The sequence below is a fragment of the Streptomyces sp. NPDC101166 genome, from assembly GCF_044768125.1.
Classification (GTDB): Bacteria; Actinomycetota; Actinomycetes; order Streptomycetales; family Streptomycetaceae; genus Streptomyces.
In genome coordinates, this window is record NZ_JBIWPF010000011.1 from 90,298 (window position 1) to 107,972 (window position 17,675).

Here is a 17,675-nt window from a genome sequence, read left to right on the forward strand (position 1 = left end):
GGCCTCTGCCTCGGCACGAACCGCCAGAAAGGCTCCGGCTGCCATCGTGGCCGGAAGAGAGGCTGAATCCTTCTCCTGCCCGCACCGTCCGCTCCTTCTCAACCCACACTCTCCCCAGCTCGGCTCTCTGCGGTGATCGACTCATGGCCTCCGGGCCCTGTCCACATGTGGGCGCGCGTCGGCGCAGGGCGGGCGGAGCGGGCCGGAGGCAGGAGCGGCGCCCGCAGCGGAGCCGGGAAGCCCGCCCGGCGAAGTCGCGGCTCCCCAGCGTCGGCGGAGGGTGCGGGAGTTGGCGAAGCAGGCGGCCGGTGAGCTGTGGTCGGTGGCGATGCAGATCCTTCGGCACAGCAAGATCACAGTGACGACGGAGGTGTAGGCGCACCTCCCGTCGGAAGCCACCCGTTGGGCACCGCGCAGGTCGGGCAAGCGCCTCGGAAAGCAAGATCCGCAGTAGTCGCTGTACTTCGCCGCTGCACGAAATGGCCAAAGCCCCGGTCGGGATTCCCGACCGGGGCTTTGAGCTGCAGTGGACCTGAGGGGATTTGAACCCCTGGCCCCCTCGATGCGAACGAGGTGCGCTACCGGACTGCGCCACAGGCCCTTGCAACGAGTGAAACTCTAGCACCCCCATCGGGCTGCTTGGAAATCCGTTCCCGGGCCCCTGCCGGGGCGGACGGACCGGCCGTTCACTCGTTGGCGGCCCGGGGGCGTTCCCCGTCCTCGTACTGGTCGAACAGCGGGGTGCGGCCCCGCTCGCGGGAGCGCCGGGCGGACGCGGCGCGCCGTGCGTCGCTGCGTTCGCCGTCCTCCGGGGCGGCCGGCTCGCCGCTCCCGGTGTCCGCCGTGTCCGACGCGGACGGGGTGTCCGCGGCCGCGTCGGCCGTCTCCTGCTCCGGCGGGGCCGAGGAACTCGAACGGGCCGAGCTCCAGGCGTCCGGCGCGCCGAGGTCCACGTCGGAGGTGGCACGCGGGGCGACCGGGGCGGTCACGTACGTGGGCAGCGGGACCGGCACCGGGTCCCAGCTCTCGCCGCGCCCGGGCCGGCGCTGCCGCTCGCGCTGCTGGTCGACCCACTCGGCGTGGTCGGTCTGCTCGACGAGCGCCCTGCGGTCCGCGGCGAGCGCCAGCAGGCCCGGGTCGGTCTCGGGCTCGGCGGCGGCGTGCGGTTCCTCGGCGCCGGCTTCGGCGTCGGCGTCCAGCGACGGCGGGTGCGCCGCTCCTGCCGTGGAGCCGCGCCGGCGGGGCTGACGTTCGCGCAGCCGCTGCGCGGCGGCCTCGGCGCGTCTGCGGTCCATCTGGTAGGCGAAGCGCCGGCGCTCCTGGGTGCGCAGGTAGGCGATGTAGCCGCTGAGCAGGACGGCGGGCACACCGGGCGCCCACAGGAACGCCAGTCCGCCGACGGCCGCGACGATCGCGCCCAGCGTGAAGGCGAGGAAGAGCAGGACGGTGGTGCGCCGGCGGCGCGCGAGCGCCTTCGAGCGCTTGGCCCGGGCGGCCGCCGCCTGCGTGGAGGCGGCGGAGGCCGCGGACGCGGGAGGGGCGGGGGCCTGGGCGGACGGGGCCGCCTGATCACGGACCGGATCGCGCGCAGGCTCACGCGGCGCGTCCCGCGAAGGATCACGCGTCCCCTCCGGGCGCGACTGCTCGCGCTCCTGCACCGTCACCTTGGTCTGCGGACGGGTCGGGGGCATGGCGAAGGCCCGGACGTCCACCGATTCGGTGACCGCGTCCGGGACGTCGGCGTCGGGCTCGCCCTCCTCGGAGGAACGCGCCCGCAGGTCCTTGGCGTACCGGCGCTCCATCCCCGCCCGTCCGGACAGCAGCCGGATGGCGGTGCTGAAGCGTTCCGTCGGACGGGCCTCGTTCAGCTCGTCCTGCCTACGGAGCCACATCGGCACCAAGTAGGCGGCCCAGGCCCCGACGATGACTGCGTAGATGAGGCCGCTGCTGCTCACGCCTCACACGGTAGAGGGGTTTGCATGAGGCCATCCGCCAATTGGGCCGGTGTGTCGCACGATCTGGCTGATATTTCGAACTTTTTTTGTGACGGATGCGATCACCGCGCCGCCCTGCAGTGAATTGAAAGCCTCAAGACGGTCATCGCTCGATCAATTTCGAACACTTATTCAATTACCGGGGCTGGTCCGATTCCGCGGAGCGCTCCGCGGGTCACGGGGCTCGGCCGGTTCGTCGGGAACGCTCCGCGGCCGCGCGCGTCGCCAGCGGCTCAGCAGGCCCTCCGGGACCTCCTCCGCCGTGAGAGCGAAGACGAGGTGGTCGCGCCAGGCCCCGTCGATGTGGAGATAGCGGGGCCGCAGCCCCTCCGACCGGAATCCGAGTTTCTCCACCACCCGGAGGCTGGGCCGGTTCTCGGGCCGGATGCAGACCTCGACGCGGTGCAGCCCGACGGTGCGGAAACAGTGGTCCACGACGAGCGCCACCGCCGTGGGCATCACCCCGCGCCCCGCCACGGACTGGTCCACCCAGTAGCCGACGTGCCCCGAGCACATGGACCCCCAGGTGATCCCGGCCACCGTCAACTGCCCGACGAGACGGCCCTGGTACTCGATGACGAACGGCAGCATCCGCCCGGCGTTCGCCTCCGCCCGCAGATGGCGCACCATCTGACGGTAGGTCGGCCGGTGCGCGATCGGCCCGCTCGGCGCGGGCGGCGGGATGGTCGCCTCCCAGGGGCGCAGCCAGTCCCGGTTGCGCCGGTTGACCTCGCGCCAGGCCCGCTGGTCGCGCAGCTTTATCGGCCGCAGGACGACATCGCCCTCCGCCAGTTCGACGGGCCAGGACAGGCTGTTCAGCGCGCACCCCCACTGCTGTCGCCGGGTCTGGGGTGGTCACCGCCGCGCAGCTGGTCGACGGCGTGGGTCAGCAGGGGCTCCAGGACCGCCAGCCCGTCCTTCACCCCGCCGGTGGAACCGGGCAGGTTGACGACCAGCGTCCCGCGCGCGACACCCGCCAGCCCCCGGGAGAGCGCCGAGGTCGGCACCTTCTCCCGGCCGAAGGCCCGGATCGCCTCCGCGATCCCCGGCACCTCCTGGTCGATCACGGCGCGGGTCGCCTCCGGCGTGCGGTCGGTGGGCGAGAGCCCGGTGCCGCCGGTGGTGACGATCACGTCGTACCCGGCGTCCACGCCTGCGCGCAGGACGGCCTCGACGGGGTCGCCGTCCGGGACGACCTGGGGGCCGTCGACGGCGAAGCCGAAGCGCCTGAGTGCCTCGGCGATCAGCGGCCCGCCCCGGTCCTCGTAGAGGCCGGCGGCGGCCCGGTTGGACGCCGTCACGACCAGCGCGCTGTAGGGGGAGAGCAGCGCGCCGCCGATCGACGCATCAAGTGTCATGCCCGGCTCCAGTCGCCCGACTTGCCGCCCGTCTTCTCCTCCACGCGCACGTCCGTGATGACCGCTCCCTTGTCGACCGCCTTCACCATGTCGATCACGGTGAGCGCGGCGACCGAGACCGCGGTGAGGGCCTCCATCTCGACGCCCGTGCGGTCCGTCGTCCTCACCGTGGCGGTGATCTCCACGGCGTCGTCCGCGACCGACAGGTCCAGTTTCACACCGGAGACCGCCAAGGGGTGGCACAGCGGGATCAGATCGGGTGTGCGCTTGGCGCCCATGATGCCCGCGATCCGCGCGGTGGCCAGCGCGTCGCCCTTGGGGACGCCTTCGCCCCGCAGCAGGTCGACCACGCGGGGCGAGACGAGGACGCGTCCGCTCGCGCGCGCGGTGCGCGCGGTCACGTCCTTGGCCGACACGTCGACCATGCGGGCGGCGCCCGCGTCGTCGATGTGCGTCAGCCGGTCCTGCCCGTCCTGCCGGTCCTGCCGGTCCTGGCGGTCCTGCCTGCTCATGCTGTGTCGCACTCCCGGTCCGGGCCCGGCACGCTGCGCCGCGCGGTCCTGTCGTGCGCGACACGCTACCCGCAACGAGGCCTGCTCAGCCGAGCAGGACCACCTCGACCTCGGCTCCGGGCTCGACCGACTCCACACCCTCGGGGACGACGATCAGCGCGTCGGCGTGGGCGAGGGCGGCGACCAGGTGCGAATCGGCGCCGCCGACCGGGCGGACGGTCCCCTCGGCGTGGGTGGCCCGCAGGAACTGACGGCGCCCCCCGGGCGAGGTGAGCGCCTCGTCGGCGACGAGCCTCGCGCGCGTGGTGGGCCGGTGGATGTCCTTGAGGCCCATCATGGTGCGGATCGCGGGCCGTACGAACAGTTCGAACGAGACGTACGACGACACCGGGTTGCCGGGCAGGGCCAGCAGCGGGATGTGGTCGGGGCCGATGGCGCCGAACCCCTGGGGCTTTCCGGGCTGCATGGCGAGTCTGCGGAACTCGACCCCGCCGCCCCCTTGGTCCTCGTCCCCGACGTACGACAGGGCCTCCTTGACGACGTCGTACGCTCCGACGCTCACGCCGCCCGTGGTGACGACGAGGTCGGCGCGCACCAGCTGGTCCTCGACGGTCGAGCGGAGGGTCTCGGCGTCGTCGGCCACCGCGCCCACGCGGTAGGCGATCGCGCCGGCGTCCCGGGCGGCCGCGGTGAGGGCGAAGCTGTTGGAGTCGTAGATCTGCCCCTTGCCCAACTCCTCGCCGGGCTGGACGAGTTCGCTGCCGGTGGACATGACCACCACACGCGGGCGTGGGCGCACCCGGACCGTGCCGCGGCCGATCGCGGCGAGCAGGGCGATCTGCGGCGGGCCGAGGACGGTGCCGGCGTCCAGGGCGCGGTCTCCGGCCTTCGCGTCGCTGCCCTTGGCGCGCACGTGCGCGCGTGCCCTCGCGGGCCGGTACACGCTTACGTGCCCTTCGGCCTGCTCGGGGGCCGGACCGCGGGCCCGCATCGAGTCGACCGGTCCCTCGCCGAGCCCGCCGTCGGTCCATTCAACGGGGACAACGGTCTCCGCGCCGTGCGGCAGCGGCGCGCCGGTCATGATCCGGGCGGCCTGTCCGGGGCCGACGTGCAGCAGGCCCGGCTGTCCCGCCGCGATGTCCCCGACGACCTCCAGGACGGCGGGGAACTCCTCGCTCGCGCCCTCGACGTCGGCGACCCGCACCGCGTACCCGTCCATCGAACTGTTGTCGAACGGCGGCAGCGACACCGGGACCGTGACGTCGTCGACCAGGACGCAGCCCTGGGCGTCGGGCAGTTGCAGCTCGATCGGTTCCAGGGGGCGGACCGTGGCGAGGACGTCGTCCAGGTGCTCGTCCACCGACCAGAGGCGTTCCTGACCGGTGGCGCGGGGCGCGGCGGTGCTCACAGTGGCTACATCTCCTCCGTGACGTAACTGCGAAGCCAGGTCCGGAAGTCCGGGCCCAGGTCTTCACGTTCGCACGCGAGTCTGACAATCGCCCGCAGGTAGTCGCTGCGGTCACCGGTGTCGTAGCGGCGGCCCTTGAAGACGACGCCGTGCACGGGGCCGCCGACCTTCTCGTCCTGGGCGAGCTGCTGGAGGGCGTCGGTGAGCTGGATCTCGCCGCCGCGGCCCGGCTCGGTCTCGCGCAGCACGCCGAACACGGCGGGGTCGAGGACGTAACGGCCGATGATCGCGTAGTTGGAGGGGGCGTCGGCCGGGTCGGGCTTCTCCACGAGGCCGCTCACCTTGACGACGTCGCCGTCGGCGGTGTGCTCGACCGCGGCGCAGCCGTAGAGGTGGATCTGCTCGGGCTCGACCTCCATGAGCGCGATGACGCTGCCGCCGTGCCGCTCCTGGACCTCGATCATCCGCTGGAGCAGCGGGTCGCGCGGGTCGATCAGGTCGTCGCCCAGGAGGACGGCGAACGGCTCCTGGCCGACGTGCGGCGCGGCGCACAGCACCGCGTGGCCGAGGCCCTTGGGGTCACCCTGTCGCACGTAGTGCATGGTCGCCAGGTCGCTGGACTCCTGGACCTTGGCGAGCCGGTGGGCGTCGCCCTTCTTCGACAGCGCAGACTCGAGTTCGTAGTTGCGGTCGAAGTGGTCCTCGAGGGGGCGCTTGTTGCGGCCGGTGACCATGAGAACGTCGTCGAGGCCGGCGGTGACGGCCTCCTCGACCACGTACTGGATCGCGGGCTTGTCGACGACCGGCAGCATCTCCTTGGGAGTGGCCTTGGTCGCCGGCAGGAACCGTGTGCCGAGGCCGGCTGCGGGGATGACAGCCTTGCTGATCCTGGGGTGCGACTGAGTCATGCCGGTCACCATATCCGGTGCCCTGGACGGGAAACCGCACCCCCGGCTGGATCGTGCTCATATGAGCGCATTCGTACAGGTTGAGGCGGGAGTGACACATGGGGCACGCCACCGGCGGTCCGGAGTCCGACAAGCGTAGGTTGCGGCGGGAGCTCCTCGCGACGAGGAGCGCACTGACGGCGGACGGTCTGCGGGAGGCGGCCGGGGCGCTGGCCCGGCGCGCCCTGGACCTGCCGGAGCTGGCCCGGGCCGGGACGGTCGCCGCCTACGTCTCGGTGGGCGCCGAGCCCGGGACCCTCGCCCTGCTGGACGCCCTGCGCGCGCGGGGCGTGAAGGTGCTGCTGCCGGTGCTGCTGCCCGACAACGACCTCGACTGGGGCGCGTACGACGGTGAGGGCTCCCTCACGCGCGTGCGGCACGGCGGCAGGATGGCCCTGTTCGAACCCTCCGGCGAGCGCCTCGGTCCCGACGCCGTCACGGACGCCGACGTGGTGCTGCTGCCGGGCCTGGCGGTCGACGGGCGCGGGATGCGGCTCGGACGGGGCGGGGGCTCCTACGACCGTGTCCTGGCACGTCTGGAGCGTGCCGGGGCCCGCCCCTCGCTGGTGGTGCTGCTGTACGACGGCGAGGTCGTCGCCCGGGTCCCCGAGGAGGCGCACGACGCGCCGGTGCACGCCGTGGTGACGCCGTCCGGGGTGCGCCGCTTCACCTGAGCGGCGGACGGCCGGCACGGGAGGGAACGGAAGAGGGGCGCTCCACGCGTGTGTGCGTGGAGCGCCCCTCCCGGGTGGTCCTCAGACCGGGGCCGGCGTCAGGGCTTGAGGACGAGGGCGTCGCTCGTGCTGCCGTCGACCGCCTTCGCCGAGTAGGCCCAGTCGAGCAGTTCGCCCTTGGCCCACTTGCCCGTCTGGTCGGTGTAGTGGGCGCTGAAGGCGTGTCCGGAGGCGCCGGTGAGGTTGATCCACTTCGACTTGTCGAGGTCGGCGAGGTTGACCACCATCCGCATCGACGGCACCCATACGACGTCGTAGCCGCCGGCGGCGTTCCAGCCCGCCGCGTTGACCGCGGCCTCGCCGCCGCTGAGCTCCCACGGGCCGCGGTTGAGCACGTACTGCAGGAAGCCGGGGCCGCTGGTGCCGAGGGTCTGGTTCTTCAGGAACAGGCGGTGCAGCCGGCCCCAGCTCCAGGTGTCGACGTCCTTGCCGAGCTTGGCGGTCAGCTCCCAGCGCGCGTCGATCATGGCGCGCTCGAACAGCTTGTCGCGGTTGTGGTCGGCGCCGGGGCGCCTGCCGTTCTCGGGGGTGGTCCACCAGTCGCTGCGGGGCTTGTCCATCAGGTTGCGCACGACCTCGAACCAGCGGTCGCCGCCGTCCGGCTGGGCCTGCTCGGCGTCGCGCTGACCGCACTCGCGGACCTTGCCGGTGGCGTCGACGGGTCCGGTGTTGTTGACCGGGTCGACCCACAGGCACTGTCCCTCGACCCGCAGCTCCTTGGGCAGCTTGTTGCCGAAGGCCAGCTTCAGGATGTTGCGCCAGACCGCGTTGAAGTAGGCCGCGGCGGCCGAGTCGGCGTCCTGCGTGTAGTCCCAGCCCTGGAGCAGGTCCTGCGCCTGGCGGACGTCCGGGTCCTTGAGGTTGAGCTTGAGCAGGGTGGGCACGAGCAGCCGCGCGATCTGGCTGTCGCTGTCCATCTGCATCTGGCGCATGTCGTCGGTGGAGACCTTGCCGCCGCCCTCGATCTTCTGCTTGATCAGATCGGTGATGCGCTGGCTGCGGGTGCCGTATCCCCAGTCCGTGGTGAGCGTGTAGGGGTACTTGTCCTGGTCGACGACGGCCTGGTTGGCGGTGACGATGTAGCCGCGCTCGGGGTCGAACTCGTAGGGCAGCTTGTCGAAGTCGATGTACTTCGTCCACCGGTACTTCGGGTCCCAGCCCGGCGCGGGGACCGAACCCTTGTGGTTCTTCGCGCGCGTGGGGATCTTCCCGGGCAGCTGGTAGCCGATGTGGTTGTCGGTGTCCGCGTAGACCAGGTTCTGCGAGGGGACGTCGAAGAGCTTGGCCGCGGCGCGGAAGTCGTCCCAGCCGGCCGCCTTGTTCATGGCGAACACGGCGTCCATGGAGGTGCCCGGGTCCAGCGCGGTCCACTTCAGGGCGACGGCGTAGCCGTCCCCGCGGTCGGGCGCCTGGGTGTCGACGCCGGCCTTCTGCCCGACCTTCACGAGCTGGTTGCTGCGGTCGGACAGCAGGGGCATCCCGTCGGCGGTCTGCCGGACGACGATCTTCTTGGTGGCGCCGCCGGCGACCTGGATGCTCTCCTCGCGCGTGGTGAACGGCTTCACCTTGCCGTCGTAGAGGTAGCCGTCGCCGGTGAGCTTCTCCAGATAGAGGTCGGTGACGTCGACCCCGGAGTTGGTCATACCCCAGCTGACCTTCTGGTTGTGTCCGATGATCACACCGGGCATTCCGGCGAAGGTGTAGCCGGAGACGTCGTACTGGCAGTTGCTGGAGACGGCGCGGCAGTGCAGGCCCATCTGGTACCAGACGGAGGGCAGCGAGGCCGACAGGTGCGGGTCGTTGGCGAGCAGGGGCTTGCCGGTGATGGTGTGCGACCCGGCGACGACCCAGGAGTTGGAGCCGATGCCGTTGCCGTTCACGCCGACGGCGGTGGGCAGGTCGTCGAGCACGCCGTAGAGACCGGAGAGCTGGCTCTGCACCGCGGAGCCCCCGGTGCCGCTGCCGCTGCCGCTGCCCGAGCTGCTGCCGCCGGAGCCGCTCGACGAGGTGCCGGAGCCGCTCGAGGTGCCGGAGCCGCTCGAGCCACCCGAGCCACCCGAGCCGCTGGAGCCGCTGGAGCCGCTGGAGCCGCTGGACGATCCGCCGTCCTGTTCGAACGCCCCGGTCGACTCGTCGTACCCGCCCTCCTGGACGATCGCCTGGTTGCGGTCGTAGGGGTAGCCCGGGTAGAGGTCGGCGATCTGCTGGGGGCCGAGGCGGCTGGTCATCAGCGCGCGGTCGATCTCGTCCTGCATGTTGCCGCGCAGGTCCCAGGCCATCGCCTTCAGCCAGGCGAGCGAGTCGACGGGCGTCCACTCCGCGGGCTTGTAGTCGTTGGTGAACCCGAGGGCGGCGTACTCCAGCGAGATGTCCTCGCCGTCCTTGCCCTTCAGGTACGCGTTGACCCCCTTGGCATACGCCTGGAGGTACTTCTTGGTGGCGGCCGACAGCTTGGTGTCGTACTCCTTCTTGGCGACGCGGTCCCAGCCCAGGGTGCGCAGGAACTCGTCGTTGTCCACCTGGCTCTTGCCGAACATCTCCGACAGACGCCCGGAGGTCATGTGCCGGCGGACGTCCATCTCGTAGAAGCGGTCCTGCGCCTGGACGTAGCCCTGCGCCATGAACAGGTCCTGGTCGGAGGAAGCGTAGATCTGCGGGATGCCGTAGCCGTCGCGCTTCACGTCGACCGGGCCGGACAGGCCCTCCAGAGTGGCCGAACCCTCCGTCTGCGGGAAGGAGGCCCGCACGGTGCTGATCGACCAGTAGGCGCCGTAGGCGATGCCGCCGATGATGGCCAGCACCAGTACAAGCACGATAAGACGGGCTTTGCGCCCCTTCTTCCTGCCGGACTTGCCGGGCTTGTCACCCGTTGAGGCGGTGGTGTTGGGGGGCATCGCTGTCCTTGCTGTCCTAACGCGAGCGGCAGGGCTGGCTGTCCTTTTGAATGAGCGCTGGAGCAACCATAGGCGCAGGGGTCCCCGGCACTTGACGCGGAGTCGGCAACCAGCCCGTAAGGACGTTCGATCCTGCCCGAGCGAACGTCAAGAAATCGTCAAGAGTTAGGTAAGGTAATGAAGTAGTTGGACGCGCGGCCCGTCGCCCTCGTGTCCGATGTACGTGTGCACCCGCGCGCGCGTCGCGTGCGCCAGGAAAGGGAACCGCCGCTGACTGTCCACCACCTCAACCAGCTTCTGCTCGTCTGCTCGCTCGTTCTGCTCGTCGCCGTCGCAGCGGTCCGGATCTCCTCGCGCAGCGGGCTCCCCAGCCTGCTCGTGTACCTGGGCATCGGCGTCCTCATGGGCCAGGACGGCATCGGCGACATCCACTTCGACAACGCCGAGCTCACCCAGGTCATCGGCTACGCGGCCCTGGTCGTGATCCTGGCCGAGGGCGGCCTCGGCACGAAGTGGAAGGAGATCAGACCGGCCCTTCCGGCCGCCACCGCGCTGGCCCTGGGCGGCGTCGCGGTGAGCGTCGGGGTCACGGCGGCGGGCGCGCACTACCTGGTCGGGCTGGAGTGGCGGCAGGCCCTCATCATCGGGGCGGTGGTGTCCTCGACCGACGCGGCGGCGGTGTTCTCCGTCCTGCGCAGGATCCCCCTCCCCGCGCGCGTGACGGGCACGATGGAGGCCGAGTCCGGCTTCAACGACGCCCCCGTGGTCATCCTGGTCGTCGCCTTCTCCACCGCGGGGCCCGTCGAGCACTGGTACGTGCTGATCGGCGAGATACTCCTGGAGCTGGCCATCGGCGCCGCCATCGGCATAGCGGTGGGCTTCCTGGGCTCCTGGGGACTGCGGCACGTCGCCCTGCCCGCCTCCGGCCTCTACCCGATCGCCGTCATGGCCATCGCCGTCGTGGCCTACGCGGCGGGCGCCATCGCGCACGGCAGCGGCTTCCTCGCCGTGTACCTCGCCGCGATGGTCATGGGCAACGCCAAGCTGCCGCACTGGCCGGCCACGCGCGGGTTCGCCGACGGGCTCGGCTGGATCGCCCAGATCGGCATGTTCGTCCTGCTCGGCCTGCTGGTCACCCCGCACGAGCTGGGCGACGACGTGGTGCCCGCGCTCGTCATCGGCCTGGTGCTGACCATGGTGGCCCGCCCGCTCGGCGTCGTGGCCTGCCTGACGCCGTTCCGGGTGCCCTGGCAGGAGCAGACGCTGATGTCCTGGGCGGGACTGCGCGGCGCGGTGCCCATCATCCTGGCGACGATCCCGATGGTGCAGGGCGTCGAGGCCAGCCGCCGCATCTTCAACATCGTCTTCGTGCTGGTCGTCGTCTACACCCTGGTTCAGGGGCCGACGCTGCCCTGGCTGGCCCGCAAGCTGCGCCTGGGCCAGAGCGCCGAGGCCGCCGACCTGGGCGTCGAGTCGGCGCCCCTGGAGCGGCTGCGCGGCCACCTGCTGTCCGTCGCCATCCCCGAGGGCTCCAAGATGCACGGCGTCGAGGTGCACGAGCTGCGGCTGCCCTCAGGGGCCGCCGTCACCCTGGTCGTGCGCGACGGGACGTCGTTCGTGCCGCTGCCGACGACGGTGCTGCGGCGCGGCGACGAACTCCTCGTCGTCGCCACCGATCCGGTCCGGGACGCCGCCGAGCGTCGGCTGCGCGCCGTGGGCCGCGGCGGCAAGCTGGCCGGCTGGCTGGGCACCGACGGGAGCGCGGAAGGCGACGGACGGGACGCGCGGGGCAGGCGTTAACAGCCGGTTTCGCCATGTTCACACCGCCCCGGATCGGAGGCGGGGGCGGCCAGGGTGCTCACTTTCACAGGCTGTTCGGCGTGTGATCCCTGTACGATGAAGGCGCACCTTGATCGAACCAACTCTGCCTGACGCAGAGCTGGCGCGACCGTATGGCGGCCGGGACGCCTTCCGCAGTGAGCGCCGGTATCTACCGCGTACGCGCAAGAGGACAGCTCTCGGCGCCCCGCAGCCCCACTGCCGGGTCGCGCTACCAGGCGGCAGAAAGGCACGGGCCGTGGCATCCACGGTCACCTCCGAGCCGTCGAAGGACTCGTCGGCCGCCCCCCGCCCCGGATACGGGTCACTGCTGCGCACCCGCGGCGCATGGACGTTCCTGCTGCCGGGCTTCGCGGCTCGCCAGCCCTTCGCGATGCTCACCCTGTCCATCGTGCTGCTCGTGCAGCACACCACGGGCTCCTACGGCGCCGCCGGCGCCGCCGCGGCCGTCACCGGCGTCTCCATGGCCCTCTTCGCGCCCTACAGCGGCCGTCTCGCCGACCGCCACGGCCAGCGCGCGGTCCTCGTCCCCGGGGTGCTCCTGCACGCCGTGGCCGCCCTGACGCTCACGGCGCTCGCACTGGCCGACGCTCCCCTGTGGGCACTGTTCGCGGCGGCCGTGCCCACCGGCGCGTCGGTCCCGCAGGTCGGGCCCATGGTGCGCGCCCGCTGGGGCGTGAAGCTGAAGGGCTCGCCCCTGATGAGCACCGCGGCTGCCTTCGAGTCCGTCACGGACGAGCTGACCTTCGTCGTCGGCCCGCTGCTCGCGACCGCGCTGTGCACCGCCGTGAACCCGGCCGCCGGCCTGGTCACCGAGGCCTCGCTGACCCTGGTGGGCGGACTGCTGTTCGCCGCGCAGAAGGGCACCCAGCCGTCCGTCGCCGACGGCGGCCACGCGCGCGTGAAGCACGCCTCCGCTCTGAGCGTCCCCGGCGTGCGCGTGCTGATCGTGACCTTCCTGGGGATCGGGTCCGTCTTCGGCGGCATGCAGGTGTCGCTGGCCGCCTACTCCGAGTCGATCGGCGAGCCCGGCCTGAACGGCGTCCTGTACGGCACGTTCGCCGCCGGCAACATGCTCTCCGGTCTGGTCTGCGGCGCCATCGCCTGGAAGGCCGCCCCGCAGCACCGCCTCGTCGTCGCGTACGCGGCGCTGGCGCTGACGGCCTCCGGCCTGTGGGCCGCGCACTCGGTGCTCGTGCTGGCCGGCCTCGGCCTCCTGGTCGGCATGTGCATCGCGCCCGCCCTGATCACCGGCTACACGCTGGTCGACGGCCTCGTGCCGGCCGGGGCCCGCACCGAGGCGTTCACCTGGCTGACCGGCGCGGTGGCGCTCGGCCAGGCGGCGGCGGTCACGGTCGCCGGTCAGCTGGAGGACCGGCTCCGCACGGGCGCCGGGTTCCTGGTGCCGCTGGGCGGCACGCTGCTGGCCCTCGCGGTCCTGCTGGCGCTGCGTTCACGGCTGGTGGTCAGCCCGCGCGAGCGTACCGTCGCACGTGGCGTGGGTCACCGCGTGCCGGTGACAGTGGACTGATCCCCGGGAATGCGTCACTATGGACCGTCGTTAGCACTCATCGAGTGAGAGTGCCAGGAGGAAGACAGTGCCGACCTACCAGTACCAGTGCACCGAGTGCGGCGAGGGCCTCGAGGCGGTGCAGAAGTTCACCGACGACGCCCTGACCGAGTGCCCCAGCTGCGGTGGCCGCCTCAAGAAGGTGTTCTCCGCCGTCGGCATCGTCTTCAAGGGCTCCGGCTTCTATCGCAACGACAGCCGCGGCTCCTCGTCGAGCAGCTCGCCGGCGTCGTCGAAGCCGTCGACGTCCTCGGACTCGTCTTCGTCCTCCTCGGCGTCCTCGGCGTCGACGTCCTCGGACTCGAAGTCGTCCGGCGCGAGCACGTCCGCCGGCACCTCCGCCGCCTGAGGACCCTCACAGTCCGCTCACAGGACCCTGTCGTCGTACGACACGACGACAGGGTCCTCGGCGTCCGCTGACACGGCGGGTCCGCTGACACGGCGGGCCCCCGGAGCGGGGACGGCCGGAGCGGGGACGGCCGGTGTTCGATTCCGGCTACTGTGCTGGTCATGGCGAACGCAGAGATCGGCGTGATCGGCGGTTCGGGTTTCTACTCGTTCCTGGACGACGTGACCGAGATTCAGGTGGACACCCCCTACGGGCCGCCCAGCGACTCCCTCTTCCTCGGCGAGATCGCCGGCCGACGGGTCGCGTTCCTGCCCCGGCACGGACGCGGCCACCATCTGCCGCCCCATCGGATCAACTACCGGGCGAACCTGTGGGCGCTGCGCTCGGTCGGCGCACGCCAGATCCTCGGGCCGTGCGCCGTGGGCGGTCTGCGCCCCGAGTACGGGCCCGGCACACTGCTCGTGCCGGACCAGCTGGTCGACCGCACGAAGTCCCGGGCGGGAACCTACTTCGACGGGTTGCCGCTGCCGGGCGGCACGGTGCCCAACGTGGTGCACGTGTCGCTGGCCGACCCCTACTGCCCCGCGGGACGCGCGGCGGCGCTGAAGGCCGCGCGCGGCCGCGAGTGGGAGCCGGTGGACGGCGGGACGCTGGTCGTGATCGAGGGACCGCGCTTCTCGACCCGCGCCGAATCGCTGTGGCACCAGGCGCAGGGCTGGTCGGTGGTGGGCATGACGGGCCATCCGGAGGCGGCGCTCGCCCGTGAACTGGAGCTGTGCTACACGTCGTTGAACCTGGTCACCGATCTGGACGCGGGCGCGGAGAGCGGCGAGGGGGTCTCGCACGAGGAGGTCCTCCAGGTGTTCGCGGCCAACGTGGACCGGCTGCGGGGCGTGCTGTTCGACGCGGTGGCGGCGCTGCCGGCCGACGGCGAGCGGGACTGTCTGTGCGCGACCGCGCTGGGCGGGATGGACCCGGGGTTCGAGCTGCCGTAAGAGGGCGCGGGAGTTCTCGCACAGGGGCGCGGAAGCGGAAGTCACCGTTCGGATGAGGGAGTTGTCCACAACCCCTCGGTCGTCCACGGGCTTCGGCGGGCGGCGGCGCGATGGCCGATCGTGGTCTCGCAGGCCGATTCCTCGTCGCTGGTGGTGATTCCGTGTTCTTCGCTCCTTCTCCCTCTTTGTCTGCGTCGGCATCTCCGTCCGCCCCGGGCGCGCTTCCGCCGGGGCCGGAGGCTCCCGCGCCGTGCGGGGTGCCGCAGTTCCCTCCCGTGCGGGTGCGCGGCGGGCGGTGTCACGCGCGTCGGCTGGTGCGCGGCCGCAGGCGGGCTTTGGCGCTGGGGCTGGCGGTCACCGCGGCCGCGCTGGTGGCGGCGGGGCCGGGGGACGCCGAGGGCGCCCGCGGCCATCCCGACGACAGCCCGAGCGCCGGCGCCCTCGCGCCCACCGGTGAGCCTGTGCGCCGTCCGCCTCCCGCCGAGACGGTGGCCGCACCGGTGCGGATCGCCGACGCGGCGACGGTGCGGCTGCTGCGGCCCGGCGACCGGGTCGACGTCATCGCCGCCGAGGAGACGGCGGGAGGCGGCCAGGCCCGGGTGGTGGCCCGCCGGGCACTGGTGACGAAGGTGCCGGAGATCCTGAAGGGGCCGGCCGACGACGGTGCGCTCGTGGTGCTGTCGGTGCCGCGGAACACGGCGGTGCGCCTGGCGGGCGCGGGCGCGACGGCGCGGCTGGCGGTGACTCTGTGGTGAAGCGTTCGGTGCGTTTTGTGTGCGGTTCGGTGTCGGAGCCCTCGTCGGCCACCCCGGGCTGGACAGGCCCGCCTCGCCCTGACGTAGGTTGCGGAGCTGTTCGTTCCACGACCTGTGCAGACGAGGAGTGTCCCCGAGGTGAGCGAGAACAAGAAGGAGCCGAGCGTCCTGCAGGGCTTCAAGGCCTTCCTGATGCGCGGGAACGTCGTCGATCTGGCTGTCGCGGTGGTGATCGGCGCGGCCTTCACGAACATCGTCAACGCGGTGGTGAAGGGCATCATCAACCCGCTGGTCGGCGCGATCGGCACCCAGAACCTCGACCACTACAGCTCATGCCTGAGCTCGAGCTGCAAGGGCGAGGAGGGCATCCAGATCCTGTGGGGCTCGGTCCTCGGCGCGACGCTCAGCTTTGTGATCACCGCGGCGGTGGTCTACTTCCTCATGGTCCTGCCCATGGCCAAGTACCTGGCGCGGATGGAGGCCCGCAAGAAGGCGAAGGAGAGCACCCACGAGGTCATCGAGGTGACCGAGCTGGAGGTCCTCAAGGAGATCCGCGACGCGCTGGTCGCCCAGCGGCAGCAAGGCGGGCAGCAGGGCCCCGGTTACGGCGGGCGCTGAACCGACGGGGCGGCGGCCCCGGGGGCGCGGCCGCGCACGTGGACGACGTCGCCTCGCGTCCGGCGAAGCCGGTGCGTGGTCAGATGTGGTGGGGCGGCTTCTCGTCGAGGAAGCGCCTGAGGTCGGCCGCGCTGTCGCCGCCGGCGCCCGGGCGCTCGCCCCACCCGCGGTCCGTGTCGTCCGAGGACTGCTGGTCCAGCGGGTCGTCGAAGATCAGCGCGGGCTTGGGCTGCTCGCGCGGCTCAGGGGCCGAGGGGGTGGTCATACGTCCAGGGTACGGCCCGGCACCGGACCGGCCGTGCCGTCATCGACCCGCCGGGGGGAGCCGAGGTCGGAGCCGCAGCGGGATCCGGAGCCGCGCCCAAAAGCCACCGCGGGAACTGGAGCAGCAGCCGCAGTCGGAGTGGCAACGGCATCCTCCTCCCAGCCGCACGCCACAGTCGCGGCGGCGGCGAGCGTACGACCGCAGGCCGAGGCGGACGCGCGAGACTGGCCCGTATGACAGTTGACGCTCTGACGGATGTCGCCGGTGTGCGGGTGGGCCATGCCACGCGGGCCGGCGGGGGTTGGCTCACCGGTGCGACGGTCGTCCTGGCGCCGGAGGGCGGGGCCGTGGCCGCCGTGGACGTGCGCGGCGGCGGTCCGGGCACGAAGGAGACCGACGCCCTGGATCCGCGCAACCTGGTGCAGCGGGTGGAGGCGGTCGTCCTGACCGGCGGCAGCGCCTACGGGCTCGACGCGGCGTCCGGGGTGATGGCCTGGCTGGAGGAGCGCGGACGGGGAGTCTCCGTCGGGCCGGAGCCCACCCACGTGGTGCCGGTGGTGCCCGCCGCCTGCGTCTTCGACCTGGGGCGCGGCGGCGACTTCCGGGCCCGTCCGGACGCGGCCACCGGCCGGGCGGCGGTCGAGGCGGCCGCGGCGACCGGGCCGGGCGAGCCGGTGCCGCAGGGCTGCGTGGGCGCGGGGACCGGCGCGGTGGTCGGACCGTTGAAGGGCGGGATCGGCAGCGCGAGCGTGGTTCTCGGCTCAGGGATCACGGTGGCCGCCCTGGTGGTGGCCAACGCGGTGGGTTCGGCCCTGGATCCGGAGACGGGGGTGTTGTACGGGGAGATGTTCCAGGGGCGGGTGGAGTATCCGGGGGACGGTGTGCGGGACGCGGCGCGCCGGCGTCTGGCCGAGTCGGCGGCGCGCAACGCTCCGCCTCCGCTGAACACGACGCTGGCCGTGGTCGCCACCGACGCGGACCTGACGAAGGCGCAGGGGCAGAAGCTCGCGGGAACGGCGCACGACGGCATCGCGCGGGCGGTGCGGCCGGTGCATCTGCTCAACGACGGGGACACGGTGTTTGCGCTGGCGACGGGCGCGCGTCCGCTCACCGCGGGTGGACCGTCCGCGGCCGGGAACCCGCTCGCGCTGAACGAGGTGCTCGCGGCGGGCGCGGACATGGTGACGCGGGCGATCGTGCGGGCGGTGCGGGCTGCCGAGCCGGTGGAAGGAGCGGGCGGGGCATGGCCGTCGTACACGGAGCTGTACGGCGGCGGCGACGGCCGCGACGGCTGACGGATCGGCTCAACACGCGCCGGGCGAAGGGCGATTGTCCCGGTTCTGTCACGCGACGGCGTCAACGGCGTCCGGCCCGGAACCCCGTCGGCCGCCGGGGTCCTCTTGTTCCGCGTAAGGGAACGGATCTCGCACATCGCAT

At 72.2% G+C, this 17,675-nt stretch carries 16 protein-coding genes and 1 tRNA gene; 8 read left to right on the forward strand and 9 right to left on the reverse strand.

Going from position 1 to position 17,675, the window contains the following annotated elements; genetic code table 11:
- Positions 1 to 527 precede the first annotated feature (527 nt).
- The 7 genes from ACIRS4_RS20465 to galU form a co-directional block, all read right to left on the reverse strand.
- Positions 528 to 601: transfer RNA gene (locus ACIRS4_RS20465), tRNA-Ala, on the reverse strand.
- A gap of 85 nt (positions 602 to 686) precedes the next feature.
- Positions 687 to 1,955, reverse strand: coding sequence for a gephyrin-like molybdotransferase receptor GlpR (gene glpR, locus ACIRS4_RS20470; protein ID WP_404197694.1), 1,269 nt, complete (start codon positions 1,953 to 1,955; stop codon positions 687 to 689).
- Positions 1,956 to 2,126: 171 nt separating this feature from the next.
- Positions 2,127 to 2,813: a GNAT family N-acetyltransferase gene (locus ACIRS4_RS20475; RefSeq protein WP_404198130.1), complete on the reverse strand. Its 687-nt coding sequence runs from the start codon at positions 2,811 to 2,813 to the stop codon at positions 2,127 to 2,129.
- On the reverse strand, positions 2,810 to 3,352 hold the full coding sequence (locus ACIRS4_RS20480) for a molybdenum cofactor biosynthesis protein B (protein ID WP_404197697.1): 543 nt from the start codon (positions 3,350 to 3,352) through the stop codon (positions 2,810 to 2,812). Before ACIRS4_RS20480 ends, ACIRS4_RS20475 begins: the two co-directional genes overlap by 4 nt.
- A complete protein-coding gene (gene moaC, locus ACIRS4_RS20485; RefSeq protein ID WP_404197700.1) occupies positions 3,349 to 3,864 on the reverse strand; it encodes a cyclic pyranopterin monophosphate synthase MoaC in 516 nt (171 codons plus the stop codon). The genes ACIRS4_RS20480 and moaC overlap by 4 nt, the downstream gene beginning before the upstream one ends.
- A gap of 85 nt (positions 3,865 to 3,949) precedes the next feature.
- Positions 3,950 to 5,272: a gephyrin-like molybdotransferase Glp gene (gene glp / locus ACIRS4_RS20490; RefSeq protein ID WP_404197703.1), complete on the reverse strand. Its 1,323-nt coding sequence runs from the start codon at positions 5,270 to 5,272 to the stop codon at positions 3,950 to 3,952.
- Between the two features lie 5 nt (positions 5,273 to 5,277).
- Positions 5,278 to 6,180, reverse strand: a complete 903-nt coding sequence (gene galU, locus ACIRS4_RS20495) for a UTP--glucose-1-phosphate uridylyltransferase GalU (protein ID WP_358800361.1) — start codon at positions 6,178 to 6,180, stop codon at positions 5,278 to 5,280.
- Between the two features lie 98 nt (positions 6,181 to 6,278).
- On the opposite strand from galU, the gene ACIRS4_RS20500 reads away from it, so the two are divergent.
- Complete coding sequence (locus ACIRS4_RS20500; protein ID WP_404197706.1) at positions 6,279 to 6,893, forward strand: 5-formyltetrahydrofolate cyclo-ligase; 615 nt, start codon at positions 6,279 to 6,281, stop codon at positions 6,891 to 6,893.
- A 98-nt stretch (positions 6,894 to 6,991) separates the two neighbouring features.
- On the opposite strand, the gene ACIRS4_RS20505 is transcribed toward ACIRS4_RS20500, so the two are convergent.
- Positions 6,992 to 9,847, reverse strand: a complete 2,856-nt coding sequence (locus ACIRS4_RS20505) for a penicillin acylase family protein (RefSeq protein WP_404197709.1) — start codon at positions 9,845 to 9,847, stop codon at positions 6,992 to 6,994.
- 210 nt (positions 9,848 to 10,057) lie between these two features.
- On the opposite strand from ACIRS4_RS20505, the gene ACIRS4_RS20510 reads away from it, so the two are divergent.
- From ACIRS4_RS20510 to mscL, 6 genes are all read left to right on the forward strand, one after another.
- On the forward strand, positions 10,058 to 11,647 hold the full coding sequence (locus ACIRS4_RS20510; protein WP_404197712.1) for a potassium/proton antiporter: 1,590 nt from the start codon (positions 10,058 to 10,060) through the stop codon (positions 11,645 to 11,647).
- A 277-nt stretch (positions 11,648 to 11,924) separates the two neighbouring features.
- The gene (locus tag ACIRS4_RS20515) at positions 11,925 to 13,217 is read left to right on the forward strand and encodes an MFS transporter (protein WP_404197715.1); all 1,293 of its coding nucleotides are present in this window, start codon (positions 11,925 to 11,927) and stop codon (positions 13,215 to 13,217) included.
- A 67-nt stretch (positions 13,218 to 13,284) separates the two neighbouring features.
- A complete protein-coding gene (locus ACIRS4_RS20520; protein WP_404197718.1) occupies positions 13,285 to 13,605 on the forward strand; it encodes an FmdB family zinc ribbon protein in 321 nt (106 codons plus the stop codon).
- 161 nt (positions 13,606 to 13,766) lie between these two features.
- On the forward strand, positions 13,767 to 14,600 hold the full coding sequence (locus ACIRS4_RS20525; protein WP_404197721.1) for an S-methyl-5'-thioadenosine phosphorylase: 834 nt from the start codon (positions 13,767 to 13,769) through the stop codon (positions 14,598 to 14,600).
- A gap of 110 nt (positions 14,601 to 14,710) precedes the next feature.
- Positions 14,711 to 15,355 carry a hypothetical protein gene (locus tag ACIRS4_RS20530; protein ID WP_404197723.1) on the forward strand — a complete coding sequence of 215 codons (645 nt, stop codon included), beginning with the start codon at positions 14,711 to 14,713 and terminating at the stop codon, positions 15,353 to 15,355.
- A gap of 138 nt (positions 15,356 to 15,493) precedes the next feature.
- Positions 15,494 to 15,973 carry a large conductance mechanosensitive channel protein MscL gene (gene mscL / locus ACIRS4_RS20535; RefSeq protein WP_404197725.1) on the forward strand — a complete coding sequence of 160 codons (480 nt, stop codon included), beginning with the start codon at positions 15,494 to 15,496 and terminating at the stop codon, positions 15,971 to 15,973.
- 79 nt (positions 15,974 to 16,052) lie between these two features.
- On the opposite strand, the gene ACIRS4_RS20540 is transcribed toward mscL, so the two are convergent.
- Positions 16,053 to 16,238, reverse strand: a complete 186-nt coding sequence (locus ACIRS4_RS20540; protein WP_404197728.1) for a hypothetical protein — start codon at positions 16,236 to 16,238, stop codon at positions 16,053 to 16,055.
- 233 nt (positions 16,239 to 16,471) lie between these two features.
- On the opposite strand from ACIRS4_RS20540, the gene ACIRS4_RS20545 reads away from it, so the two are divergent.
- Positions 16,472 to 17,533, forward strand: a complete 1,062-nt coding sequence (locus ACIRS4_RS20545) for a P1 family peptidase (RefSeq protein WP_404197730.1) — start codon at positions 16,472 to 16,474, stop codon at positions 17,531 to 17,533.
- The last annotated feature ends 142 nt before the right edge of the window (positions 17,534 to 17,675 follow it).